Raw genomic sequence first — 23,447 nt, 5'->3', positions numbered from 1 at the left:
CATGCTCGTGGTCAGCAGTCCTGGCCACGGGTGAGCTCGTCCCAGTCGATCGTCGGATGGCCCAGGCGTTCGCCCGCGATGTAGGGCAGCGGGTTGCCGGGCGGTCGCGCGCCCGAGGCCAGCCACTGCGTGAAACCGCGCGCGTTGCGTTGCTCGAGTTCGTCGAGATACCGCTGCCGTTGCATGACGAGGGCAAGGACGCGGGCTGGTCTCGTCTGCCGCTGCAGCTCGATGTAGCTGGTCCGCCAGGCGTGGCACAGTTCCTCGACGGTGAGGTCGCCGAACTCCCTCAGGGGCGGCGGTCCCAGGTACTCCGGACTGGCGTAGGCGAGGGAGCGCATCACCGGGCCCATTGGGGCAGACGGCGGTGGGGGCCACGCTCTCAGCCATCGGCCGCAGATGGCCACGACGTAGGGCGAGGTTCCCAGGACGGGGAGGGCGAGCAGGAACACTCCGGTTCCCAGCAGCGCTGCGTACCCGACGAACGCGCAGGCCGTTGCACCTGCGATCAGCGCACCACTGCCGATGAGGCGTGCCTGCTCGCGAAGCGAACGTGCGTCTGGGTCAGGGATCAGGCAGAGCCGCACCACGCCGCCGACGGTGGCGAACGCCAGGAACAGGAACACGAAGGCCGCCGGGGCGAGGGTCAGCGCAGCGCCGGCTCCGATCAGGACGAGTGCGGCGGAGCAGACCCACCATAGGGCTCGGTACGCCGTCATCATCGGGGCTCGCTGCTCCCGATCCGAGCCAGCGCGCGGGCGAACGAGCCTTGTACCTGTGCGGCGGCTTTGTCCTCGAGCGCCAAGCCGATGACGTCCAGGTCGATTCCCAGGTGGGCGAGATCCGCCAGGACGGCGTCGGCGCGCTGCGTCTTCGCGGGTAGGGTGCTGACCGGGGCTGGGTTCCCGTCGAGGGCCGCAATTCCGGCCTTCGACAGTGCATGCACGGTGTTGGGCAGGACCAGCTCCCGGACATACCTGCGCACTTGCGGCGAGGTGACGTCGGTCCCGGCGGTTGAGAAGGCCAGGCGCTGAGGTCGTGCGCCGAGGTCGGCGAGGCGCCGCCACCGGGAGGTGGAGAAGCAGTCGGTGAACAGTCGGTGAGCGAGGGTCGCTTGAGCGACACCAGCGGCGCCGAGCAGCCCCGCTGCGCGACTGTCCGTCGAAACGGCGAGCCGGCTGTCCACCGATGTGTCCACGAGTGCCACGGCGAACGTGGCCACGCCGTAGACGTTCGCCGGGTTGCCGCCACGAGCGACGAATGCCTCCATCCCGGCGACGTACGCCTCGAGGACTGTTCGGTAGCGCCGCAGAGAGCAGATCGACGTGGCGTTGACGCTTCGGCCCGCGGTGACCAGCGCCTGAATCGCCGGCACGCCTTGCGCAGTCGCCCGGATCCCGACGATGAAGTTTGGCCGGTCGATCCGGTGGTGCAGACGATGCGCTGCGGCGACGGCGGTCCGCGTGCTGGCCACGAAAGGCGGAGCCACGTCGAGGGATACGAGTCCGTCGGGTTCCGGCGAGCCCTCGAATGTCGGGCCCAGCACCGCGCACGCTGCCTGAACGTCGGCGGCTGCCACCTCGCGGTAGACCTGGGCGGCACTGCAGCCGGTCGAGGTCAACCAGGACAGCTGCTCGCGGTACCGCGCGGAGCTCCCGAGCCTACGCGCGAAGACGGCGGGGCTCGCGCACAGGCCCCGAACCCCTGCGGCCACGTGGCGGGCCAACGACCCGTCCTCCAGGTCCTCGCGCACCAGGGCGTCGCGCCAGGGACTTTGCGCGGACTCGCGATACAGCCGCGACAACCCGCCGAGCCCGAGCCCGGCGGGCGTGCCCCGGGGCGCAGCGAGGCGGGGGTCCCCGGAGCGTGGCGGAGGAGGGGGCGCGAGAGGCCACGGGGCGGGCCAGCCCCACCGTGGCTCGACGGTTCTAGGGCCGCCGGACACGCCGCCGGCATCTCGCGGTCGGGTCGTGGTCACCGAACTCGCCCCTTCCCTTGGATCGGCATCCCCGGTCCAGGACTCGCGTACCTGCTGCCAGTCGCGGGACGAGGTGAAGGCCGTCGCTGCCGCCTCTGTCCGACCCCCGACCGTCGTGCGGGGATGCATGGCCTGAGCCGAAGATGGTTGCTCTGATCCAACGGTCTCTCGAAGGTCGCGTCCGAGTCGCCGTCACAGTTCGGTCGAGTTCGATGTTCTTTGTTGCCGAGAGTCGGCAATCGCCGGTGACTGTCCAAGGCGCCTGCCGACGCGAGGGCGACCGACGGATGCCGTACGGGCACCAGCGTCACGACCCCAAGCCAGCACCGCTGCTCGCGTAGGATGGGATGCACCTTCTTGCCGGTCCCCGGCAGATGGCGCCCACGGTCACGCGCCCGTCCGGGACGGTCTGAGAAGGATGTACAGCAACCGCGAACCCGGCGAGGACCCCGAAGTCTTCTACTACCTCACCCCTTACAACGAGCCGGTCCTGCAGCCCCCAGAACCCCCGACCGCCGACGTCGCGGGAATCTTGGCCGGGATGCACCGCTAGTCCGAAGCCCAGCCGGGGCCGGAGCCTCGAGCGCAGATCCTGGCCTCAGGTATCGCCGTCCAGTGTGCGCTGAAGGCACACAGCATGCTGGAGGCCCACTGGGGCGTGCATGCCGACGTCTGGTCGGTGACCTCGTGGACCGAGCTCCGCCGGGAAGCGCTCGCCGTCGACGCCTGGAACCACCGCCACCCCGACGAACCGCAAAGGACCGCGCACGTCGCAACCCGGCTGGACCCGGACAACGGTCCGGTCGTGGCGGTGTCGGACTGGATGCGAGCGGTGCCGGACCAGATCGCCCCCTTCGTTCACGCAGACTGGTCGTCCCTGGGTACCGACGGCTTCGGGCCCTCCGACACCCGCACAGCCCTGCGTCAATACTTCAGAGTCGACCCGCCCGCCATCGTCGTGCGCGTCCTCGAGTGCCTCGCCCAGCACCGGACGGTCGACCAATCGTGCCCCACCGAAGCCCGCAACCGTTACACCTCACTTCAGGGAGGCCGCCAGTGGCTGTGACACGGCGACAGCAGACACTGACGACCACCCTCGTGGTCCGAACAGACCTTGAGCCTGCGTGAGGGCGACGCCGACCTTCGCATCGCCGCCCAGATGGTGCCGGGCCCGGAGCCGGTGGTCTTCCTCCACGGCTTCGGCTCCACGAAGGAGGAGTACGCCGACTTCACCAGGCTCCCCGGTCTGGCCGGCCGCGGCTTTCTCGCCCGTGACGCGCCCGGCTTCGGCGCCCCCACCAGCAGTCGTCTCGACCTTGTCTCCGTCCCGTTCTTGGTCGACGTCGCCGTCGCCGTCCTCGAGCAGCTCGCTATCGACCGCTTTCACGTCGTGGGTCACTCGATGGGTGGTCTCACCGCGTTGCTGCTCTCCGGCCGCATCCCGGACCGCGTGCTCAGCTTCAACGACATCGAAGGCAACCTGACAGCAGAGGACTGCTTCCTCAGCCGCGAGATCGTCACCCACCACTCGGACGACCCCGTGACCTTCCTGACCGACTTTGCCGCCCGCACCCTGGCAGCAGATGAGTTCTCCAGTGCCCTGTACAGCTCTCGAGTGCTGACCACCGTCGACCCCCACGCCGTACGTCCGGTGTTCGAGTCGTTGGTAGACCTGTCCGACAACGGATGCCTCCTCCACCGCTTCGTCGGCCTGCCGATGCCCAGGATTTTCATGTACGGGGAGCAGAACGCGCATGTGTACTACCTGCCCGAGCGGCGGCGACGCAGCGTGACGGTGGTCGAGGTCGAGCACAGCGGCCACTGGCCGATGTATTCCAACCCGCCCGCGATGTGGACCGCGCTCCGCAAGTTCCTCGACGAGTCGCAAGCGCCCGGAGAAGGAGTGCCGATGGTTGGAGGGCGAGCAGAGCACCGCACCGAACACTCCCGACCGGCGGCGTCACCGCGCTGAGGAGGAAGCTGGCCGGCGACCCGAGAAGGTGCCCTACGGCGGCCGTCTCGACGCTCCGCCCGAATCACCATGCGCCTGGTGCGTGATCGAGATCGTGGCCCGCGCACCGCTGTCGCTCTCGCGCCCGCTACGGCGCCCCACTGGTTGCCGGCTGGTCGGGCGGGCATCATCGCGAAACCCGTCACGATGGGCGACTCCTACGACGTCGCTCTGCGCGACTTCGGCCTCCTCGTTGCAGCACTCGCATTCGCCACGCTCGCCTTCGACCGCCGCCGGGTCCAACGAGACTCGCCACCTACCGCGACAGTCGGTGAGGCCCTGCCCCTCGTCCGTCGACGAGCAGGGCTACGCGATCGTTCGCGCGCGGCGACCGATCCCCGCCCTGAGACCGAGGCCGCGACACCGGCATCCCGCTGGCTCACGGGACGACATCCTTGGGACCCGCCGGGCCGTGGGCTATGGTCCGGGCATGACGGTCCCGCTGGCAGCACTGCACTCGGCTCCGGCCGAGTCCTGCCACGTGCCCTCACACGTGCCGTCCGGCGCGGCCCTGCTTGCCCTTCGCCTCAGCGAAGAGGCCCGCGGCATCAAGGGGCTCGACGTCCTGCGTCGCAGCGTCGACCGGGCCCCGCCGACCCAGTCCTGACCTCGCATCCCCCGGTGACGCCCGTGTGGCGTCGCCTCTCCTTCGCGTACGCCCCGACTCGACCCCCGAAGGGTCGCTGAGCGTCGCGATGCGCACAAAGGACTGAGCATGACCGCACACACCCACCCCGTCGCACCCCAGAAGCACCACACCTCGTCTGCAGGCGCCAGCCACAACCGATCGGCCGGAACGACCCGAGACCGTTCCCCTGCCGCGGGATCCTCCGCGACCCTCATCGAGCTACCCGACCCGGCCGGGGTCCCGTTCACCGACCCGGTCGAAGTCGACGCGTACCTCAGCCAGCTCGAGGCCGTCAGGCAGCGCCAGCTCGACACGCTGCCCTCGACGAGCCATCTCGACCAGGTCGCCGCCACCTACCGGGCCACCGTCGAGCGGATCCTGCACGAGGTCCGCGCCGCCCGCGATCGGGTGGCGGCCGGGCGCTACGGCATCTGCACCCGCTGCGACACCGAGATCCCGCTCCCGCGGCTCGAGCTGCGGCCCTGGGCGGCGATGTGCGCCCGCTGCGCCGCCCACTGACCCGCCCCAGCACTCACCCGAAGGTCGAACTCATGTCTCAGCGCGTCGCCGTCATCGGAGCCGGCATGGTCGGGCTCTCCACCGCCTGGTTCCTGCAACGAGAAGGCTTCAGTGTCACCGTCTACGACCGCCGCCACGTCGCGGCCGGGTCCTCCTGGGGCAACGCCGGCTGGCTCACCCCCGCCCTGACCGCCCCGCTGCCCGAACCCGCGGTGCTCCGCTACGGGGTGAAGGCGGTGCTCAGCCCCTCCTCGCCGGTCTACGTCCCCCTGCGCCCCGAGCCCCGGTTGCTGCGGTTCCTCACCGGGTTCGCCCGCCACAGCACCGCCCGCCACTGGGGGCTCGGGATGCGGGCGTACGCGCCGCTGAACCGGCTCGCGCTCGACGCGTTCGACGAGCTCACCGACGCACACGTCGACGAGCACACCCACCCAGCCGACCCGTTCCTGGCGTGCTTCCGGACACCGCAGGAGCGGGCGGCGCTGCTCGAGGAGCTCGAGCAGATCCAGGCCGCCGGCTTGGACGTCAAGTACGACGTCCTCACCGGCTACGAGGCCCGCGCCGCAGAACCGACCCTGTCCCCCGCAATCGGTTCCGCGGTGCGGCTGCACGACCAGCGCTACCTCAACCCACCGGTGTTCCTAAGCGCTCTCGCCACCGCGGTACGCGAGCGCGGCGGGCATATCGTCGAAGGCGCCAACATCGCCGACGTCGAGCACCATCGTGACGGAGTACGCGTCGCCGCCCACAACGTGACGACCGGCGCCTGGGAGACCCTCGGCCGTTTCGACGCCGTGGTGCTCGCCAACGGCGCCTGGCTGTCCAGCCTGGCCCGCAACGTCGGTGTCCGCCAACCGGTGCAGGCCGGCCGCGGCTACTCCTTCAGCGTCGCTTGCGACCGGGTTCCTGCCGGTCCGGTGTACTTCCCGGCCCAGCGGGTGGCCTGCACCCCGCTCACAACAACTGCCGGCGCGCGGCTCCGAGTCGCCGGCATGATGGAGTTCCGGGCGCCAGACGCGGCCCTCGACCGCCGCCGCATCACCGCGATCGTGGAGGCCGCCCGCCCGTTGTTCACCGGCGTCGACCTCGACCGCCGCCACGACGAATGGGTCGGCTCCCGCCCCTGCACCGCCGACGGGCTTCCCCTGATCGGCGCGACGAACGCACCGGGCGTGTTTGTCGCGGGCGGTCACGGCATGTGGGGAGTCGCGCTTGGCCCGCTCACCGGGAAGCTGCTCGCGCAGCGCATCGCGACTGGCACCACCCCCGCCGAACTCGTGCCGTTCGACCCTCTGCGGTGAACCGGGACCCGCACGACGGGACCTCAGTCGACCGCATCCACCCGACGAAAGGGCTTGACCATGCGCACGGCACCGCCACACCTTCTCTCTCCCGTTCGCCCCGACAATCGGCCGCCCACGCGCAACGACAGCGCTCGGGCGCGTCACGAACGCCGAACCCGATGTGCCTACCGCGCAACGGCCGCGCTGTGCGCCACCCTCCTCCCGATCGCGGCGGTCGTGGGCGCCTCGCTCGAGAACGCCAGCGCAGTCACCCGGGTGGCGGTCGCCTGGGCCATCGCCTCGTTGGCCGCAGTCGCGGTGTGTGCGTACGCGACGGCTGCCGGCGCACAGTCTCGGGCCCCACGACCAGTGCGCCTGCCGCATTCCGGCCGCGTTGGCAAGGAGCACTCGCGATGGGCTGCGCCACGCCCCTGACGGACCGCCTCTCCGAGCTGCGCAAGGAGCTCGACGGTCGGCTTCGGTGGGGACAGGGGGCCGCCGTGCCGTCGGTTTCGTTGTCCTTTCACTTAGCAACGGGTCGCGTAGCGTATCTGTTCCATTTCGGGATAGTGAGACAGGTCTCCCCGCATCCGGGCAGAAATGGGATCAAAAACGCTACGTAACTCGTTTCCTAAGTAACAGCGAAAGGAGCTGCAAGATGTCCGACCTCGGCTACATGATCTGGTTCCTCGCGACCGGCCTCATGGTCATCGTCGTGCTGGTCGTCGGCACTATGAAGGCCGCCGACCTCTTCCCCGGCCGCGACGAGAAGACCGACGGCGCCGAGCCCGAGCCCGTCCCCCACCCCGCCCGAACCGACGAGGCCAGGGACGAGGCCAGGGACGAGGCCAGTGGCGAGGACTCAACGACCCCCACCGCACTCAGCACCTCGACCCCGCACGAACCGCCACCAGGGCCTCGGCCCTGACCGGAGTCCCCCGGTCGTGAGCGCGCGCAATCGCGAGCAGCGTGGTCGCGTCACAACGGCCCTCGGCTTCGAGGCCGATCTCCCCCGCATCCGGCGACCGCGCCATCGACGAGACACCACAACGGAAGGAAGACCCATGACAACTCGACTCGACACTCGCCCCGACATCCACCGAGTCGAAGCTGACCTGCAAGACACGCTGGTCGAGCTCACCGACCTGGCAATGCAGGCCAAGCAGGCGCACTGGAACGTGACCGGCCCCCGGTTCCTGCCGCTGCACGCACAGCTGGACAAGCTCGCGACCGGGCTCAGGACCGCCGCAGACGAGGTGGCCGAACGGGCCGCGGCCCTCGGCTACGCGCCCGACGGCCGATCGGACACGGTCGCCAGGGAGAGTCCACTGCTCGTGATACCAGCAGGCGCGCTGACCGACCAAGGGGTCGTGAAGATCATGGTGCGAGCGCTCGACGTCGTGGCGAAGCGCGTGAGCATGCGTGTGCAGCACCTCGAGCAGCTGGACCCGGTCAGTCAGGACCTCCTCATCACCGTGGCCCACGACTTGGAGAAGCAGCGATGGCTCTTCGACGCACAGCAGTCCTGACCCGCCGGCCCCACCACCCTGAGCCGCGCCCGGGTCCGCGCCCGGAGGCCGCGACGCGGCCGGCGGGGGTCTCTCAACCCAGGCCGACCCCAGAGCCGCCCCCGGAGCCCACCCGCGAGACGACAGATGAGAAGACCGGGGAACCATCGGCCTTGGACCTCCCAGAGGTCTGGGGCCACGGATCCTTCCCGGCCAGCGACCCGCCCGCGAACTGGTAACCAGGGAATCGTTCCGTCACGACTGGAACCGGCCGCGAGGCCGCCGATGCTCACCGGGTGGCCTCGCGACCGCCGGCGCCACATCCTGGCGCGGCGTCACCTGCCGAGCCAGGCGAGCGCGCGGCCACCACGAGCGCTTTGGTACCGGTGTCCAGCGTGAGCTGGATGACCGGCCATAACGTGGCGCAATGGTTCACGGGAATGTCCTCGGCGACCCGCCGCGCCCGCTCGGCCGCGAAACGTAAGCCCTTGCCGCAACGCCGGTACGACGCGGGGCCTTGGGGCCCGAAACCCGCAGGATGTGCTCGAACTGGGCGGCCCGGCCCCCATCGGACGCGGGCCACCCACCGCCGAGAAGGCGCTCCGGGCGCTTCGCTTCGGAGCGCGAAACACCGCACTTCATCGAAACGTGGAAGGCGAAGACAATATCCGAGGCGACACGACACCACGTCCTCGCCCCTTCGTAGGGCGCGGTCGAGGCGTGTCAGGCATACGCCCCACTCGAAAGCCCTCGCTACTGTAGAGGTCTACACTTATACACGAGCCGACCCCCGCGCCCAGCGCAGAATTGGCTCCCAGTCAGCCATCGGCATACGGTCGCGGCAACGGTTCGACAGCATCGCCCACGACGCGGGCACATCCCCCGCCAGGAACGCGTCCGAGTACGCCTGCACCTCCCGCCGCAGCGCGAGAAGGCGTCGCGCCGCTCCCAAGCCCGCTGGCGGTCGACCGGAGACTGGGGCCCACTTCAGGCGGCAGATAGCGGCCCTCCCGGCGGCGACCCGCACCCTGCTCTTGGTCATGGCCGCGCAGCAGCCCGACACGCATCTCCTCGAACCGTGGGCCAGCGCGACTTCGACAAGGCGCAACGCCTGGCCCTAGGCCGACCTAGAAAACAGGCACAATCTAGGTGGATCTAGGACCGTGCCCGGCTTCCGAACAAGTCTCGCGGCGATTGATCCCCCGCTCTCATACGCTTTCAGGGGAAGGGCGCTCCCGAGACATCCGCTGATCTCGGCGCGAACAGCGGCAGGGGTGCGACTCCGCCTGGACGCGCCCGGTCGACCAACCAACATCTGCTGCCATCAGCGGTCGGATCGAGTCGAGCAGCTACTTCACCCCCCGCACTCGAACAAGCACGACAACCGCTGAGCTTGACCTCCCACGGCTCGTCCCGCAGCGGCCGGGGATGCGTTCGTTACAAGCGTGGTACAAATGGTTGAAAATCAACGACGTTTGCGCAGGTCAGCATGGGTCAGTCAGTCACAACTACGACATCTGAGTTCGCATAGATGTACCTGCGGCCCAAGCCGCGCAGAGAGTGAAGAAACGGCCCCTGACCAGCGAAGACACCGTTCAACGTCGTCCACGGTCAGGGGTCGTTCTTCGTGTGATCTGACTCCACGTGCGGCTCGAGCGCGGCCCCGGCCAGCCAGCCGAAAATCAGATGCAGCACTAGAGATCAACTCACGCCTATTGCGATGGGCGACCGCTCGCCGATGTGCGTCAGGCCCTGGAGCTCGGGCTCGTTCCCGCGTCGTGCCTCCGGCACTGACGTCAAGGAAACGATCGAGCTCGGGAGGCCATCGCGCCAAATGCTCCTGGGCGTCCAGGAGACGAAGCGGCTCCTCTCATCGTGTGGGTCAACGAAGGCACCTAGCTGGCTCCGTCGCCGGCTGCCACCTTGGCCGCAAGCTGCGCACGATTCTTGACCTCGAGCTTCGACAGGATGCTCGAGACATGGCGCTCCACCGTCTTGCGTGACAGGAACAGGGCGCTGGCGACATCCGGGTTGCTGGCACCGCCCGCGATGAGGTTCGCGACCTCGCGCTCACGATCGCTCAGGACGGAGAGATCACCGGTGGTCTTCGCCCGCGCTCCGCGTCGCCAAGTGCGGATGCCGAGCTGGCGCAGGAGCTGGTCGACATGCCCGCGCTCCGTTGTGGCCCCGCTCGCCTCGGCGATCGCAGCCGCGTCCCGCAGGATCATCTCCGCTCCTGACGTGTCACCCTCGCCCGCTTTCACGAGCGCGAGAGACGTGCGCGCCCAGATCGATTCGATGCCCATCCCCAGCTTGTCCGCTTCGTCGATGGCGTCCTGAAGCAAGGCGCGATCCCCTCGCCCCGCTGCGGCAAGGGCCGATCGGGCCCGCAGATGGTCCCACTCCTGAAGGTCCCCGCGCGGCGGCGACAGATCCGCCTCCTCGAACCATCGCACAGCCTCGTCGACGTATCCGACGCGGGCCAGCGACTCAGTGGCAGCTCTGATGAAGTCGAGGCTGCAGCGGGCGCACCGAGCGTCCTCCATGTCGTGCCGGCCGCGGGCGATCCGCTCGTGCACCTCGTCGGCGCTCGCGGCCCCGTCGAGCCGTGACCGCCAACGAGCGATGGCAAGGTGAAGGGGGATGCGGTGATGCGGATCCCGTTCGTCCTCGCACATTGCCCGAAGGCCGGCGAGGCCGGCTTGGTGGTCGCCGGCGGAGATCGTGCTGACAAGTCGCCACATCCGCGCGCCCAGGGCCGGACGAGAGAATTCGCCGATGCGCTCCGCGAGGGCCTCACATTCGTCGGCCACCTCCTGAGCCTCGATGAGGCGGCCGGCGTCGTACCTCGTGTGTGCGAGCCATGCCCCGATGTCCAGAGCGATCCCCGGAAGGGACGCTCGGCGCGCCTCCAGCCACGCCGGTCCGAGCTGATCCTCGGCTTCGGCGAAGCGGGCCAGAAGTGTGAGGGCCGAGCCCCGCCGAAGGCTCGCCTGCAGCCATGCCTCGATGCCGGCTCCGGCGGAAATCCGTGCCATCTCATCTGTCAGGGGAAGGATGGCCTCCGGATCGTTCGCCTGCATGGCGTCCACGCAGGCGAGCACGAGGGTGCGTTCGTAGGCGCTTTGGAGGCGTGGCTCGAGCGTCTCCTCCGAACGGATCGCAGCGGCCAGGGCACGCGCGCTCTCGAGAGCGGCGATCGTGAGCTGCCCTGCTTCCTGCGGGCGGTTCTCGCGCCAGCGTGTGATCGCCGCGTCCGTGGCCTGGAGCTCGAGGTGAAGTATCGGATCGTCGCTGCCCGCGCGGCGCGCGCGCTCGAGGTGAGTGCGCGCGTCCTCGGTCCGCTCGAGCTGCTGCGCCGACTCCGAGGCACCCAGCCAGGCGCGCGCTCGATCACTCGGCGTAACCTGTCGGTCCGCGATGCGCGCCCATCGTTCCATCGCAAGCCCGTGCTGACCCAGTTCAGCGGCTAGCGACGCGAGCTCGGCTTGCAGCTCGAGCTCCTGTGACGCGCCAGCCGGCACCGAGTCGATGAGGGACACGATCGACCGCAGCCCCACGATGCCGACCAGTCGACGCATCGGCGACCGCAGGATCCGGAGGGTCAGCGCCAGGTGGTCGAGCCCTGCTCGGTTCCTGGCTTCCGAAGCCCTCAGCAACAGCGTGACGTTGTCGCCGGCGATGTTCTCCAGCCGTGTCGCAACCCGTGACTGGATCTCGCGTCGTCGTTCGTCCGGGAGCTGGGTGTCGACGGCTGCTCTGACGAGGTCGTGGACGATGCGGAACGCGCCCCCCTCCTCGAGCAGCAGTCCGGCTGCCATCAGCTCGGCCGCGGCAGCCGTGAGCCGATCCTCCGGCCATCCTCGGATCGCGATGAGATCCTCGCGGGCCGCCTGCCGTCCCAGCACGGTGATCGTCTCCAGGAGCACCGCTGCGTCGGTGCCCGCCGCCGAGAGACGGTCGGCGACGATGGGCGCGACCTCGGCTTCGTCGTTCCGGGCTGCGGCCAGCAGCCCGGTCCAGAAGGGGGAACCGCCGGACCGGTCGGCCACCGCCGCGGCGTCGCGAGGATCCAGGGCTGGGTTCACGGCGCGCGCCAGTGCGATCGTCGAGCGCTGGTCGAGTGGTCCGAGCTTCACCCGCGTCAGCCTGTCGCCGAGCAGACGGTCCAGGGACGAGGCCAGCGCGCCGAGGGCGAGGGAACGTCGACCAGCGACGACGAGCGCCAGTGGATCGCCGTCGGCCTCGGCCCCGCGCACCAGGTAGTGCATCAGCGCCGTGGATCGCTCGTCCGACCACTGGAAGTCATCGATCGCGATGACGAGCGAGTCGTGGACACCGGCCGCGCGGTGGGCCGCTTCGAAGACGGAGGTCCAGTCGGGGGGCGGGCCGCCGGGCTCCGGCGCGAGGATCGGGTCCAGGATCTGCCCGGCCGCGGGCGAGGAGCGCGCCAGTGCGCGAGTCAGGTCGTGGCCGAGGGAGAAGGGCAGGCGCATCTCCGGCTCATACGCAGACACCGCAACCCGATCGACCCGGATGTTTCTCAAGGCCTCGTCGACCAGCCTGGTCTTGCCGACGCCAGGTTCACCGTCCACGAGGACTGCGGTCAGACGCCGTACGCCGGGAGCCCAGGCAACCGCAGCGCGGACCAGCTCGAGCTCATGTGTGCGCCCGAAGAACCCGGTCACTCCCCTGATTTTACAGGCAGGTCCGATCCGAGGGAGTTCCCTCATGATGACGCCCCGACGGCTTCCTATCTTGATAGCCATGGATGCGGTAGCCGCATCGATCGGGCGTAGATCTGAAGGAGGAGCCATGCGAGGATTCCACTGCGTAGATCCGTCTCACGACAGGATCGAGTTCACCGGCGCTGATGACGACGAGCTGTTCCGCGACATCAAGGCGCACACCACCCAGGCCCACCCACAACTCACTGACAGCCAGATCAGGGAGATGATCGCGGGCGCGGCCTGGTGGAAGGAAGTGGCAACGGCTGGCGTCAACGCTGGATCGTCGCCGTCGGCCTACGACAGGTAGCGCGACCGGCGTCTGAGCTCCACGTCGCACACGGGGACGAGACGCCCTGGAAACGCAGGCCAGCCGAGTGGAAACCCGGGGCTGACCTGCGTTTCCACGTAGTCGGCAAAGCCACAACGGAGCATTCACGAGGCTGATCCTGCCCCCTGCCGAGCTCGCTCCTTGGCGCCGCTTCTTGGCCCGGCAGGCGGTGCACGAGGTGCACCGTGGGTGATCCCGACCTACGTCCACCGCGTCATCGAGTACGGCGACATCCGCAGACGCGATGAGTTCACGGCTCCCCGGTTACCCCCTCGACAGGGGTGGCGCGCCAGCGGCGGTCCGCGGCCCCGATGCGGCCCGAGGCGCCTCACGTCATGTGTTTGTCCAGTTCAGGCCCATGTGCGGCCAGAACTACGACATCTGAGTTCGCATAGATGTACCTGCGGCCCAAGCCGCGCAGAGGGTGAAGAAACGGCCCCTGACCAGCGAAGACACCGTTCAACGTCTTCCACGGTCAGGGGTCGTTCTTCGTTTGGTCTGACTCCACGTGCGGCCCCAGCGCGGCCCAGACGGCGGCTTGGAAAATCAGATGTGGCACATCTGAGTCGTACCTGGTCCGTCGGCACTGCCCGCGAAACACTTGGCTTGAGCAGCTACCGCCAGACGAGCAGACCTCAGGTCGTGGGCTCACGCGTCTGCGCGAGCGCCGTGGGTACATGTGCACCATGAAGCCCCTACATGTCGGTCTCGTGGCTGACCCGGCCTCGCCCACCCAGATGGCGCACCGGATCAAGGACCTCGACCCACCGAAGGGCGAGCATCACGGCGCCTGGGACATCCAGGTAGTCAGCGAGCCGTTCACCACCGGTTCCGAGGATGTCGACGCCGCGTTGGCGCGTCTGGGCGACCAGGCTCACCACCATGAGTGGGACCTCGTGGTCGGGCTTACCGAGCTTCCCATTCGCGACGACGACGGTCGGTATCTCCTCATCGAAGCTGACCCCCAACAGCGGACAGCCGTGCTGTCACTGCCTGCGCTCGGCGGACTGCGGATGCACGCACGCACTCGCCGCGCAGTGCGCACGCTCGTCGGCGGCATGGCCGACCCTGCCTCCGAGGACGAGCACCGAGTCCCACTCCCCCGCCTCGGAGGCCGCTGGCGACTGCTTGCGGGGATGGTCCTCGCCAACCGACCATGGCTCCTCGTGCCCGGACTCAAGTCCGCACTCGTCGCGGCACTGGCAACCGGAGCCATCGCCACCATCAACTCCACGGTCTGGCTACTGGCAGGGTCCTTGTCCTCGTGGCGCCTTCTGGTCGCGACGATCGCCTCCGTCGTGTCGTCGTCGCCTGGCTCGTCATCGACGGCGACCTGTGGGACCACCCCTACGACAGCTCCCCCGAGGCTCGGGAGAGATCGCGCCTCTACAACATCTCGACCTTGGTGACTCTCACCGCTGGTGTGCTCATCTGCTACCTGGCGCTCTACGTCGTGAACCTGGTCTGGGCGTTGTTCGTCCTCGACCCCGCCGTGATGGGCGGCTACCTCCAGACCTCCCTCGGCTATGGCGATCTTTTCGTGCTCGCCTGGTTCGTGGCGTCGGCGGCGACCGTCGGCGGGGGCCTCGGCAGCGGCCTGGAATCGGACGAGGCGATCCGCGCGGCCGCGTACTCAAAGAGCGAGGAGGAGCGTCGCCACCGTCTCGCGCGGCAACGAAACTCGGACCGGGGTCGGTCAGACCGTCGGTGAGCGTAGCGATCGCGAGAAGGGAGCCGTCTCTTGCTTCACGCAGCGCGTTGATCCGACACTCGCACCATGACGCACGAAGGTCGACACCATCGGCGCAGCCCGGCCGCTTCCCCATGAGCACGAATGAGGTGACGATCGGAATCGTCTCGGCTCCGGGGTCGGCCACCGAGATTGCATCGATGCTCGCCGACGACCTGCACGCCGAGCTGAGTTACCACTTACCCACCGTCCAGTGGCGAGTATCCACCGTGGTTGACGCCCTCGTGTATCCACCTTCCGACGACGCAGCCATCGTCGCCGCGGCACGGGACCGGCTCTTGACGGAAGAATGGGATCTGGTCGTCTGTCTCACCGATTTGCCGCTGAAGGCTCACCGGCGACCGGTGGTGGCTCACGCGAGTCCTCTGCACGGCGTGGCTGTCGTGTGTCTACCGGCGCTCGGCGCCATCGGACTGCGTAGACGCACCCGTGACACGGTCGTCGGGCTCGTGCGCACCTTGCTGGGGGACACGGCGGACCACGCCCTCTCGGGCCGTGCCGCTGGTCTCGGGCGCCGCGCCAGCGAGCTCGGAAGGAGCCAGCAGCCGGGCAGGGACGGCAGCGTGATGTTCACCGCGAGAGTCCTCAGTGGGAACCTGCGACTACTGATCGGGATGATCCGGGCCAACCAGCCGTGGCGACTTGCGATCGGACTCTCGAGAGCGCTGACGGCCGCTCTGGCAACGGCGGTGTTGGCCCTCGTCACCCCCGACATCTGGCAGCTGAGCGCCTCGCTCGGCTGGATCCGACTCTCGGCGATCGCGATGGGGTCTCTCGCCGGGATCACGGTCGCGTTGATCGCGGGCGCCGGTCTGTGGGAGCACACGTCGCATCCGGTCGGTCGCAAGCAGGTAACCCTCTTCAACCTGGCTACCGCGGCAACGGTCGTCCTGGGTGTGCTCTTCCTCTACGTCGCACTGCTCCTGCTCGCACTCGTGACCTCACCGGTCCTGGTGCCTGGACAGCTGCTCGAGGAGGGGATCGGGCATGCCGTGCGAATTGGCGACTACCTGAAGCTGGCGTGGCTCACCAGCTCTCTCGCAACACTGGGCGGCGCTCTCGGGGCGGGTCTGGAGAGCGACGACGTGGTCCGGGCCGCCGCCTACACGTACCGACAGGAATCGCGTCAGGACGTGCGGAAGGGGCGACCGGGGACCGCACCTGGTTCCCGGGAGTGAGCTCGATCCGTCGGTCATCGTTCCTAGCTGCCGTCATCCTTGCCATTGGGCTCGCCTTGCGCGTCGTCGCCCGTCTCTTGTCGGCGCGGCAGGACGGTCAGGACCATGCCGATGTAGATGCGGAACTCGGCCATGAAGGCGCGGAGGAACTCTCTGGTGGAGTCGTTGGTGACCTCGCCGTCGTCCTGGAAGACATCTGGGGAGTACTGGATGTAGGCCTCGGGTGAGGTCATCTGGCGAGCGTTGCAGAAGCTGAGCACACCGCGCAGGCTTTGTTGACCCATGGCGGTGCCGATCTGGCCGATGGAGGCTCCGATCACTGCGGCGGGGATGTGGTCGAAGGAGTTTCGTCCCCAGGGTCGGGACGCCCAGTCGATCGCGTTCTTCAACGCTCCGGGGATGGAACGGTTGTACTCGGGGGTGACGAAGAGTATGGCGTCGACGGCAGCGATCGACTCCTTGAGCGCTCGGGCTTCAGGCGGGTAGTCGTCGTCGAAGTCCGGGCTGTACAGCGGCAGGTTGCCAATGGGAATCTCGCTGAACTCCAGGTCGTCCGGGGCCACCCGGATGAGGGCCTTGGACAGGATGCGGTTGATCGACGTCGACGACAGGCTTCCGACGAAGTAGCCGACCTTGTAGGTGGTCATGTAGTCCTCCTGGTTTCGTGGCTTCGTGGCGGGCGCCGACCCCTCACCGACGTCCCTCGGCTTCCAGGAACTGGTGGACGTGGCGAATCGCGACCGAGCCCTCGCCGACGGCGGAGGCGACGCGCTTGACCGAGCCACTGCGTACGTCGCCCACGGCGAACACGCCCTGGCGGCGGGTCTCGAACACGCCGTCGGAGCCGTCGGCCGCGGGCCCGGTGAGGATGAACCCCTTCGCGTCCAGCGGGATCTCTCCCTGGAGCCAGCTGGTGTGGGGGGCCGCACCGATCATCACGAACAGGGCTGTCGTCGCGACGCGGTGCTCCTCGTCCGACTGGAGGTGGTGCACCAGCACCTCTTGGAGTGCTTCCTCCCCGATGAGCTCGCACACCTCGCTGTGGCGCCAGATCTTGATGCGTGGCGACTGCTCGACGCGGTCGGCCAGGTAGCGTGACATGTCCCTCGCCAGGTCGTCGTGTCGGATGACCAGGTTGACCATCGGCGAACGACGGGCCAGGAAGCAGGCCGCCTGGCCCGCAGAGTTGCCGCCGCCCACGACGGTGACGGGGTCCTGTCGGCACAACCGGGCCTCGAACTCCGTGGCGGCGTAGTAGACGCTGCTGCCCTCGAGGCGGTCCATCCCCGGGATGTCGAGCCGTCGGTAGCGCACACCCGTGGCCACGAGCACGGCGTGTGCGACGAGGGAGTCCCCCTCCGCCAGCCCCACCACGTGATAGCCGTCGGCCTGTGTGAGAGAGGTCGCCTCGCCGGGGATGCTGAAGACGGCGCCGAACTTTCGGGCCTGCACCACGGCGCGGTCGGCCAGCTCGGCCCCGGTGATACCGGCCGGGAAGCCCAGGTAGTTCTCTATCTGGGACGAGGTGGCCGCCTGCCCGCCGGTGGCGAGCGCGTCCAGGACGACCGTCGAGAGTCCCTCGGATGCGGCGTAGACCGCCGCGGCCAGTCCGCCCGGGCCTGCGCCGACCACGACGAGGTCGTACGCCGCCCGGCTCGGCGCCGCTCGTAGCCCGATGAGGTCGGCGAGCTCGGTGGTGCTGGGGTTTCGCAGGACCGTCTGCCCCTTCCATATCACGACGGGGGTCTGGTCGGGTGGGATGTCGAACGCCCGCAGGGTGACCTCTGCCTCGGGATCCTCCTCCACGTCCTCCCAGCGGCACGGGATGCGATTGCGGCTCGCGAAGTCCCTCAGCCGTCGGCTGTCGGCCGAGTAGCGGGAGCCGATGATCCGGAGGCCGGCGCCGAGGTCGGCGTGGATGTTGCGTCGGAGGATGAAGGCGCGCAGGATCAAGTCTCCCAGCGCCTGATCCTGGGTCACCGCCTCCTTGAGCCGGTCGTAGAGAACCTCGAGGACCTCCACGTCGGTCTGGGCGACGGCGGTGACGTAGACGGCCTGGCCGGTCAGGATCGACAGATCACCCACGAAGCGACCCCGCCCGTGGACGGCGAGCACTCGCGCCGCTCCCCCGGGGCCCTCCTCCTGGACGACCCGGACCCTGCCGTCCAGGACGACGAACAGGGCGCAGTCGCGGTCCCCCGCACAGAACAGCATGGTGCCCTTGGTCAGCGTCTTCCGCTCGCCGTACTGCGAGAGCAGCATGATCTGCTCGTCCGTGAGGCGGGGATAGGCGCCGGTCGTGTCGGGGGTCTCGCGAAGGCTCTCGAGCTCGAGCTCAGACGAACTGCTCGTCGACATAGCACCATCTCCAGTTCTCCCCCGGCTCGATCGAACGCACGACCACGTGACCCGTCGTGGCAGCGTGAGCGCGCGCGTGTCGCATCGGTGACGAGTCGCAGCAGCCGACCTGGCCACAGGTCAGGCACTGGCGCAGGTGCACCCACGGGGTACCGAGCCGCATGCACTCCGCGCACGCGCGCCGGGCGGGTGGCGGCACGGACCGGATGATTCCGAGGTGCGGGTCGGCCCCGACGCGCGTCGGGTTGGCAGTCATGACGCCCCCGTCGGCAGCTTGGACTCGAGCCACGAGCGCAGCTGGTGCTCCGGAAGGGCGCCGATCTGTTTGTCGACGACCGTGCCGTGGTCGAGGAGGACCAGCGTCGGGATCGACCGGACCTCGAACCTCCGGCTCACCTCTGGGTTGTCGTCGGCGTTGACCTTGACCAGCTTGAGGTTGCCGGCCAGCTCCCCGGCCAGCCTCTCCAGGGCTGGGCTGACCATCCGGCAGGGGCCGCACCACGGAGCCCACACGTCGACCAGCACGGGCAAGCTCGACTCGTCCACGACGGCGTGGAACTCGTCGTCGTTCGCGTCCACCACCCAACGCAGCGGAGTACTGCACTTCCCGCAGCGTGGCGTGCCCTCGGCAACCGCCGGAACGCGGTTCCTGGCCCCGCAGTTGATGCACTCGACCTTCGTCGACCTCTGGGTGGTCGCGGTCATGCCACAGCCCGCCCTTCTGACGGGTTGCCGGCCGCAGTCACCATGATCTTCCCGTCGGCGACGTCGACCGAGATCGCGCCTCCGTCGGCCGCGTCGCCGCGCAGCAGCGCCCGGCCGACCTGGGTCTCCACCTCGCGGGAGATGAGCCGTCGCAGCGGGCGGGCGCCGTACGCCGGGTCGAAGCCCTGGTCGGCGATGAAGCGACGCGCCGCGGCCGTGACCTCGAGGGTGATCCGCATGTCGGCAAGCCGCTCGTGCAGCTCCTCGAGCTGGAGGTCGACGATGCGCTCGATCTCGGCGAGCGTCAGCGGCTTGAACATCACGATCTCGTCGACACGGTTGAGGAACTCCGGGCGGAAGTGCGACTGCAAGGTGCGCATCACCATCGAGCGCGCGTCGTCCTTGACCTCGCCGCCCGCGGTGACACCCTCCAGCAGGTACTCCGAGCCGATGTTGGAGGTCATGATCAGCACGGTGTTGCGGAAGTCGACGGTCCGGCCGTGGGAGTCGGTCAGGCGGCCGTCGTCGAGCACCTGGAGCAGCGTGTTGAAGACGTCGACGTGGGCCTTCTCGATCTCGTCGAGCAGGACCACCGAGTAGGGCTTGCGACGCACGGCCTCGGTGAGCTGGCCGCCCTCCTCGAAGCCGACGTAGCCGGGGGGCGCTCCGACCAGCCGGCTGACGGTGTGCCGCTCCTGGTACTCGCTCATGTCGATCCGGACCATGTTCTCCTCGGTGTCGAACAGTGCGGCGGCCAGCGTCTTGGCCAGCTCCGTCTTGCCGACGCCCGTGGGGCCCAGGAAGATGAACGACCCGATGGGCCGCTGGGGGTTCTTGATGCCTGAGCGTGCGCGGACGACGGCGTCGGCCACCAGCTGGACCGCCTCGTCCTGGCCGATGACACGCTCGTGGAGCACCTCGTCGAGGCGGAGCAGCTTGTCGCGCTCCCCTTCCTGCAGGCGCGTGACCGGGATGCCGGTCCAGCGCGACACGATGTCGGCGATCTCGTCGGCGGTCACGACCTCGCGCAGCAGCCGGCGGCCGCCCTGCTTGCCGGCGAGTCGGGACTCGGCCGCCTCCAGCCGCCGCTGGATCTCCGGCAGCTGGCCGTGTCGCAGGGACGCCGCTCGATTGAGGTCGTACTCGCGCTCAGCCCGCTCGCTCTCCAGCCGGACCTGTTCCAGCTCCTGGCGTAGGGACTGCACCTCGCGAAGCGCCGACCGCTCGGCCTCCCACTGCGCGCGCAAGGCATCGGTTTCGGCCCGCGCGTCCGCCAGCTCCTTGCGCAGCTCCTCGAGGCGGGCCCTGCTCGCGGCGTCCTCCTCTTCGGAGAGTGCCGCCTCCTCGATCTCCATCCGGGTCACCCGCCTGGTGAGCTCGTCGAGCTCGGCCGGCATCGAGTCGATCTCGGTGCGCAGCATCGCGCAGGCCTCGTCGACGAGGTCGATGGCCTTGTCGGGCAGGAAGCGGTCGGAGATGTAGCGGTGGCTCAAGGTCACCGCTGCCACCAGGGCGCCGTCGTGGATCTTCACGCCGTGGAAGACCTCGAGCCGCTCGCGCAGCCCACGCAGGATCGAGAGCGCGTCCTCTTCGTCGGGCTCGTCGACCAGGACCGGCTGGAACCTGCGCTCGAGGGCTGCGTCCTTCTCGATGTGCGTGCGGTACTCGTCCAGGGTGGTCGCGCCGATCATGTGCAGCTCGCCGCGGGCGAGCAGGGGCTTGAGCATGTTGCCGGCATCCATCGCACCTTCGGCGGCACCGGCACCCACAACGGTGTGCAGCTCGTCGACGAACAGCAGGATGTGTCCCTCGGCGCTCTGCACCTCGTTGAGCACGGCCTTGAGCCTCTCCTCGAACTCGCCGCGGTACTTCGCCCCGGCGATGAGCGCCCCCAGGTCCAGGGCGAACACGGTCTTGTCCCGCAGGCCCTCGGGCACGTCGCCGTCGGCGATCCGCTGGGCCAGACCTTCGACGATTGCCGTCTTGCCAACCCCGGGTTCGCCGATGAGGACTGGGTTGTTCTTGCTCTTGCGAGACAAGATCTGGACGGTCCGGCGGATCTCGGAATCCCGGCCGATCACCGGCTCGAGCTTGCCTGCCTCCGCCGCCGCGACGAGGTCGCGGCCGTACTTCTCCAGTGCCTCGTAGGTTCCCTCGGGGGTCGCCGAGGTCACCCTCTGGTGACCGCGCACTTCTGTCAGTGCGGCCAGGAACGTGTCCCGGGTCAGTCCCTGAGCGTGGAGGAGCCGCCCGGCGGCTGATCCCGAGCCCTCCTCCACCAGGGCGATCACGAGGTGCTCGACCGAGACGTACTCGTCCTTGAGCCTCCGGGCCTCGCGGTCGGCCGTGTCGAGCAGCCGCGAGAGCCGCTGGGTGATGTGCACCTGTCCGGGCGTCACGCCCGGCCCGGTGACCCGCGGGCGCCGGCCGAGCTCGGCTTCGAGCTCCTCGCGCAGCCGGCCCGGGTCTGCCCCCGCCCGGGCGAGCAGTGGCGCGACCAGGCCCTCCGCCTGGTCGAGCAGTGCGAGCAGCAGGTGCTCCCCGTCCACCTCCACGTGACCGAAGCGCAGCGCCTTGGTCTGGGCGTCGTGCAGGGCCTCCTGCGACTTCTGGGTCAGTCTGTTCATGTCCATGGAGCGCCTCCTCGTCGTGACGTACGCCGTTGTGCCTTCTCCAGCTCTGCGATCCTGTCGAGCAGCTCGACGACCAGCCCGATGGCGCAGTAATTGAGGTTCAGGCTCATCCGCAGCCGCTGGATCCTGGCCATCTCCTTCACCTGGGAAGGGTTGAACCACAAGCGGCCCTGCGCGTCGCGGGTGACGTCCAGCAGTCCGAGGGCAACCAGGCGGCGCACGAGCTCGGGATGTACGCCGGTGACCTGTGCATAGCTGTCCAGGCTGAGCCTGTAGGGCCGAGCGAGGGCGAAGTGTGTGCCCGCTGTCATCGTCTGCTCCTCGCGTCGAAGCCGGACACCTTCGCGAGCTCCTCGAAGAGCCGCTGCTCCTCGTCGGTGAGGGTCCCGGGCACGCGGACCTGCAGCTCGGCGTAGAAGTTCCCCGGCTCGCCTCGTCTGTGGGGAAGACCGCGGCCCTTGAGCCGCAAGCGGCGGTGGCTGGACGAGCCTGCCGGAACCTTCACCGTGGCGGTCCCTCCGGGAGTGTCGACGGACACCGAAGCGCCCAGGGCGGCCTCCCAGGGAGTGATCGGCAGGAGTGCGTGCAGGTCGCGACCCTCGACCCGGTAGCGCGGGTGGTCGGCGATCCGGACCACCAGGTACAGGTCTCCGGCCGCCGCCGAGCCACTGCCAGGGCCGCCCTGACCGCGCAGCCGGATCCGCTGCCCGTCGACCACTCCCGCCGGGATGGTGACGTCGAGCGTGCGGGGGCCGTCGGGACCGCTGATCGTGAAGCTGCGCTCGGTGCCGTGGTACGCCTCCTCGACCGAGACCTCCACCTCGGCTTCGTGGTCGGAGCCCGGGACCGGTCCCGGTCCCCAACCGTCCCGGCCCCGACCGCCGCGCCCCCGGCCGCCGAAGATCCCGCCGAGCAGGTCCTCGATGTCGATCTCGTCACCGAAGTCGCCGGCTCCGAAACCGCCCGACGGGCCGGCCCCCGACGACCAGCGGCCACGCGCGCCTGCCCCGGCGTCGGCGTAGGTTCGGGCTTGGCGCCAGGCGGCCGGATCCGTGTCGGGAGGGACGCGCCGGAAGTCCTCGCCGAAGGCATCGTAGCGGCGACGCAGCTCGGGATCCGAGAGCACGTCGTAGGCCTCGGCGATGTCCTTGAACCGCTCCTCCGCCTCGGAGTGCTTGTTGACGTCCGGGTGGTTCTGGCGCGCCAGCCTGCGATAGGCGCGTTGGATGTCGGCCGGGTCGGCATCGCGGGAGACCCCGAGGACCTCGTAGAAGTCTTTGGCCATCAGGATGCCCTGGTGGCCACCACGACCGCGGCCGGACGCAGGAGCTTGTCATCAGGCCCGTAGCCGGGGCGCACGACCTGCGCCACGGTGCCGGGCGTCAGCCCCTCACCGGACACGGTGCTGACCGCCTCGTGCACGGCGGGGTCGAAGGCCCTTCCGTCGTCGTCGCGACGCGGGTAGCCGAGGTCGGCCAGGACGCCGACCGCCTGCGCGAGCACGGCTCGGACGCCCTCGACCACGGAGTCGGGATCGGACGACGCGTGCTCGAGGGCTCGCTCCAGGTTGTCTAGGACGGGCAGCCAGCTGGTGGCCACGGCCGCCCGTTCCTGCTCGCGGCCGCGGACCACGTCGCGCGCGCAACGCTTGCGGAAGTTGTCCAGCTCGGCAGCCGTACGCCGCCACGCGTCCTCCAGCTCGGCGACCTGGCGCGACTGGTCGACGCGCTCGGGTGCCTCGTCGCCCTGCTTCGGGGCATCATTCGCCGGCACCTCGTCGCCTCCGGTCCTGTTCGTGGGAGCCTCGGACGTCGGTGCCTCGTGGTCGGACATGGCCA

At 69.2% G+C, this 23,447-nt stretch carries 21 protein-coding genes and 1 pseudogene; 10 read left to right on the top strand and 12 right to left on the bottom strand.

The genetic code is table 11. The features are described from left to right. Window positions 1-11 precede the first annotated feature (11 nt). Together EKO23_RS15640 and EKO23_RS15635 are read right to left on the bottom strand one after the other, a co-directional pair. Window positions 12-722, bottom strand: a complete 711-nt coding sequence (locus EKO23_RS15640; RefSeq protein ID WP_134718936.1) for a hypothetical protein — start codon at window positions 720-722, stop codon at window positions 12-14. Further along, window positions 719-2,107 carry a transaldolase family protein gene (locus EKO23_RS15635; protein ID WP_134718934.1) on the bottom strand — a complete coding sequence of 463 codons (1,389 nt, stop codon included), beginning with the start codon at window positions 2,105-2,107 and terminating at the stop codon, window positions 719-721. Before EKO23_RS15635 ends, EKO23_RS15640 begins: the two co-directional genes overlap by 4 nt. 454 nt (window positions 2,108-2,561) lie before the next feature. On the opposite strand from EKO23_RS15635, the pseudogene EKO23_RS15630 reads away from it, so the two are divergent. The 7 genes and pseudogenes from EKO23_RS15630 to EKO23_RS15600 all read left to right on the top strand — a co-directional run. Next, a pseudogene (locus EKO23_RS15630) lies at window positions 2,562-3,044 on the top strand (transketolase-like TK C-terminal-containing protein); the annotation flags it as partial. A gap of 48 nt (window positions 3,045-3,092) precedes the next feature. Continuing rightward, window positions 3,093-3,950 carry an alpha/beta hydrolase gene (locus EKO23_RS15625; RefSeq protein WP_217702649.1) on the top strand — a complete coding sequence of 286 codons (858 nt, stop codon included), beginning with the start codon at window positions 3,093-3,095 and terminating at the stop codon, window positions 3,948-3,950. A 469-nt stretch (window positions 3,951-4,419) separates the two neighbouring features. Beyond that, window positions 4,420-4,596 (top strand): hypothetical protein, encoded by a 177-nt coding sequence (locus tag EKO23_RS25355; protein ID WP_167880506.1) that lies wholly within the window; start codon window positions 4,420-4,422, stop codon window positions 4,594-4,596. A gap of 108 nt (window positions 4,597-4,704) precedes the next feature. Then, complete coding sequence (locus EKO23_RS15615; RefSeq protein WP_134718928.1) at window positions 4,705-5,136, top strand: TraR/DksA family transcriptional regulator; 432 nt, start codon at window positions 4,705-4,707, stop codon at window positions 5,134-5,136. A gap of 32 nt (window positions 5,137-5,168) precedes the next feature. Next, window positions 5,169-6,437 carry an NAD(P)/FAD-dependent oxidoreductase gene (locus EKO23_RS15610; RefSeq protein ID WP_134718926.1) on the top strand — a complete coding sequence of 423 codons (1,269 nt, stop codon included), beginning with the start codon at window positions 5,169-5,171 and terminating at the stop codon, window positions 6,435-6,437. A gap of 640 nt (window positions 6,438-7,077) precedes the next feature. Beyond that, window positions 7,078-7,347 (top strand): hypothetical protein, encoded by a 270-nt coding sequence (locus EKO23_RS15605; protein WP_134718924.1) that lies wholly within the window; start codon window positions 7,078-7,080, stop codon window positions 7,345-7,347. Window positions 7,348-7,483: 136 nt separating this feature from the next. Then, entirely contained in the window at window positions 7,484-7,948 is a 465-nt protein-coding gene (locus EKO23_RS15600; RefSeq protein WP_134718922.1) for a Dps family protein, read from the top strand. Between the two features lie 1,874 nt (window positions 7,949-9,822). Here the strand turns inward: EKO23_RS15600 and EKO23_RS15590 are convergent. Then, the gene (locus EKO23_RS15590) at window positions 9,823-12,615 is read right to left on the bottom strand and encodes a helix-turn-helix transcriptional regulator (protein WP_167880505.1); all 2,793 of its coding nucleotides are present in this window, start codon (window positions 12,613-12,615) and stop codon (window positions 9,823-9,825) included. 127 nt (window positions 12,616-12,742) lie between these two features. Here EKO23_RS15590 and EKO23_RS15585 point away from each other — a divergent pair, with 127 nt between their 5' ends. Further along, window positions 12,743-12,964 carry a hypothetical protein gene (locus EKO23_RS15585; protein WP_134718918.1) on the top strand — a complete coding sequence of 74 codons (222 nt, stop codon included), beginning with the start codon at window positions 12,743-12,745 and terminating at the stop codon, window positions 12,962-12,964. Between the two features lie 716 nt (window positions 12,965-13,680). Here EKO23_RS15585 and EKO23_RS25875 read toward each other — a convergent pair. After that, window positions 13,681-13,953: a hypothetical protein gene (locus EKO23_RS25875; protein ID WP_217702648.1), complete on the bottom strand. Its 273-nt coding sequence runs from the start codon at window positions 13,951-13,953 to the stop codon at window positions 13,681-13,683. 296 nt (window positions 13,954-14,249) lie between these two features. On the opposite strand from EKO23_RS25875, the gene EKO23_RS25870 reads away from it, so the two are divergent. Beyond that, window positions 14,250-14,696: a hypothetical protein gene (locus tag EKO23_RS25870; protein ID WP_217702647.1), complete on the top strand. Its 447-nt coding sequence runs from the start codon at window positions 14,250-14,252 to the stop codon at window positions 14,694-14,696. A gap of 113 nt (window positions 14,697-14,809) precedes the next feature. Beyond that, window positions 14,810-15,913: a hypothetical protein gene (locus tag EKO23_RS15575; RefSeq protein WP_134718916.1), complete on the top strand. Its 1,104-nt coding sequence runs from the start codon at window positions 14,810-14,812 to the stop codon at window positions 15,911-15,913. A gap of 23 nt (window positions 15,914-15,936) precedes the next feature. Here the strand turns inward: EKO23_RS15575 and EKO23_RS15570 are convergent, their stop codons facing one another. From EKO23_RS15570 to EKO23_RS15535, 8 genes are all read right to left on the bottom strand, one after another. Continuing rightward, window positions 15,937-16,560 carry an NADPH-dependent FMN reductase gene (locus tag EKO23_RS15570; protein WP_134718914.1) on the bottom strand — a complete coding sequence of 208 codons (624 nt, stop codon included), beginning with the start codon at window positions 16,558-16,560 and terminating at the stop codon, window positions 15,937-15,939. A gap of 43 nt (window positions 16,561-16,603) precedes the next feature. After that, on the bottom strand, window positions 16,604-18,271 hold the full coding sequence (locus EKO23_RS15565) for an FAD-dependent oxidoreductase (RefSeq protein ID WP_134718912.1): 1,668 nt from the start codon (window positions 18,269-18,271) through the stop codon (window positions 16,604-16,606). Further along, the gene (locus EKO23_RS15560; protein ID WP_246051119.1) at window positions 18,249-18,434 is read right to left on the bottom strand and encodes a UBP-type zinc finger domain-containing protein; all 186 of its coding nucleotides are present in this window, start codon (window positions 18,432-18,434) and stop codon (window positions 18,249-18,251) included. Before EKO23_RS15560 ends, EKO23_RS15565 begins: the two co-directional genes overlap by 23 nt. Window positions 18,435-18,523: 89 nt before the next feature. Next, on the bottom strand, window positions 18,524-18,976 hold the full coding sequence (gene trxA / locus EKO23_RS15555; RefSeq protein WP_134718908.1) for a thioredoxin: 453 nt from the start codon (window positions 18,974-18,976) through the stop codon (window positions 18,524-18,526). After that, entirely contained in the window at window positions 18,973-21,609 is a 2,637-nt protein-coding gene (gene clpB / locus EKO23_RS15550) for an ATP-dependent chaperone ClpB (protein WP_134718906.1), read from the bottom strand. The genes trxA and clpB overlap by 4 nt, the downstream gene beginning before the upstream one ends. Beyond that, window positions 21,600-21,920 (bottom strand): chaperone modulator CbpM, encoded by a 321-nt coding sequence (locus tag EKO23_RS15545; RefSeq protein WP_134718904.1) that lies wholly within the window; start codon window positions 21,918-21,920, stop codon window positions 21,600-21,602. The genes clpB and EKO23_RS15545 overlap by 10 nt, the downstream gene beginning before the upstream one ends. Next, window positions 21,917-22,894 (bottom strand): DnaJ C-terminal domain-containing protein, encoded by a 978-nt coding sequence (locus EKO23_RS15540; RefSeq protein WP_134718902.1) that lies wholly within the window; start codon window positions 22,892-22,894, stop codon window positions 21,917-21,919. Before EKO23_RS15540 ends, EKO23_RS15545 begins: the two co-directional genes overlap by 4 nt. Further along, window positions 22,894-23,442: a nucleotide exchange factor GrpE gene (locus EKO23_RS15535; RefSeq protein WP_175582703.1), complete on the bottom strand. Its 549-nt coding sequence runs from the start codon at window positions 23,440-23,442 to the stop codon at window positions 22,894-22,896. The genes EKO23_RS15540 and EKO23_RS15535 overlap by 1 nt, the downstream gene beginning before the upstream one ends. Window positions 23,443-23,447: the final 5 nt, after the last annotated feature.

Origin of the sequence: Nocardioides guangzhouensis (assembly GCF_004519545.1) — a bacterium.
Classification (GTDB): domain Bacteria; phylum Actinomycetota; class Actinomycetes; order Propionibacteriales; family Nocardioidaceae; genus Nocardioides; species Nocardioides guangzhouensis.
Note: the sequence above shows the minus strand (reverse complement) of the source record. Positions and strands in the feature narration are given on the sequence as shown.

Excerpts from the sequence above, each read along its gene's own strand:
- EKO23_RS15635 (WP_134718934.1), bottom strand. The coding sequence starts at position 2,107 with ATGCATCCCCGCACGACGGTCGGGGGTCGGACAGAGGCGGCAGCGACG.
- EKO23_RS25355 (WP_167880506.1), top strand. The coding sequence starts at position 4,420 with ATGACGGTCCCGCTGGCAGCACTGCACTCGGCTCCGGCCGAGTCCTGC.
- EKO23_RS15615 (WP_134718928.1), top strand. The coding sequence starts at position 4,705 with ATGACCGCACACACCCACCCCGTCGCACCCCAGAAGCACCACACCTCG.
- EKO23_RS15585 (WP_134718918.1), top strand. The coding sequence starts at position 12,743 with ATGCGAGGATTCCACTGCGTAGATCCGTCTCACGACAGGATCGAGTTC.
- EKO23_RS15575 (WP_134718916.1), top strand. The coding sequence starts at position 14,810 with ATGAGCACGAATGAGGTGACGATCGGAATCGTCTCGGCTCCGGGGTCG.
- EKO23_RS15570 (WP_134718914.1), bottom strand. The coding sequence starts at position 16,560 with ATGACCACCTACAAGGTCGGCTACTTCGTCGGAAGCCTGTCGTCGACG.
- EKO23_RS15640 (WP_134718936.1), bottom strand. The coding sequence starts at position 722 with ATGATGACGGCGTACCGAGCCCTATGGTGGGTCTGCTCCGCCGCACTC.
- EKO23_RS15535 (WP_175582703.1), bottom strand. The coding sequence starts at position 23,442 with ATGTCCGACCACGAGGCACCGACGTCCGAGGCTCCCACGAACAGGACC.
- trxA (WP_134718908.1), bottom strand. The coding sequence starts at position 18,976 with ATGACCGCGACCACCCAGAGGTCGACGAAGGTCGAGTGCATCAACTGC.
- clpB (WP_134718906.1), bottom strand. The coding sequence starts at position 21,609 with ATGGACATGAACAGACTGACCCAGAAGTCGCAGGAGGCCCTGCACGAC.
- EKO23_RS15545 (WP_134718904.1), bottom strand. The coding sequence starts at position 21,920 with ATGACAGCGGGCACACACTTCGCCCTCGCTCGGCCCTACAGGCTCAGC.
- EKO23_RS15605 (WP_134718924.1), top strand. The coding sequence starts at position 7,078 with ATGTCCGACCTCGGCTACATGATCTGGTTCCTCGCGACCGGCCTCATG.
- EKO23_RS15565 (WP_134718912.1), bottom strand. The coding sequence starts at position 18,271 with ATGTCGACGAGCAGTTCGTCTGAGCTCGAGCTCGAGAGCCTTCGCGAG.
- EKO23_RS15600 (WP_134718922.1), top strand. The coding sequence starts at position 7,484 with ATGACAACTCGACTCGACACTCGCCCCGACATCCACCGAGTCGAAGCT.
- EKO23_RS15540 (WP_134718902.1), bottom strand. The coding sequence starts at position 22,894 with ATGGCCAAAGACTTCTACGAGGTCCTCGGGGTCTCCCGCGATGCCGAC.
- EKO23_RS15560 (WP_246051119.1), bottom strand. The coding sequence starts at position 18,434 with ATGCGGCTCGGTACCCCGTGGGTGCACCTGCGCCAGTGCCTGACCTGT.
- EKO23_RS15610 (WP_134718926.1), top strand. The coding sequence starts at position 5,169 with ATGTCTCAGCGCGTCGCCGTCATCGGAGCCGGCATGGTCGGGCTCTCC.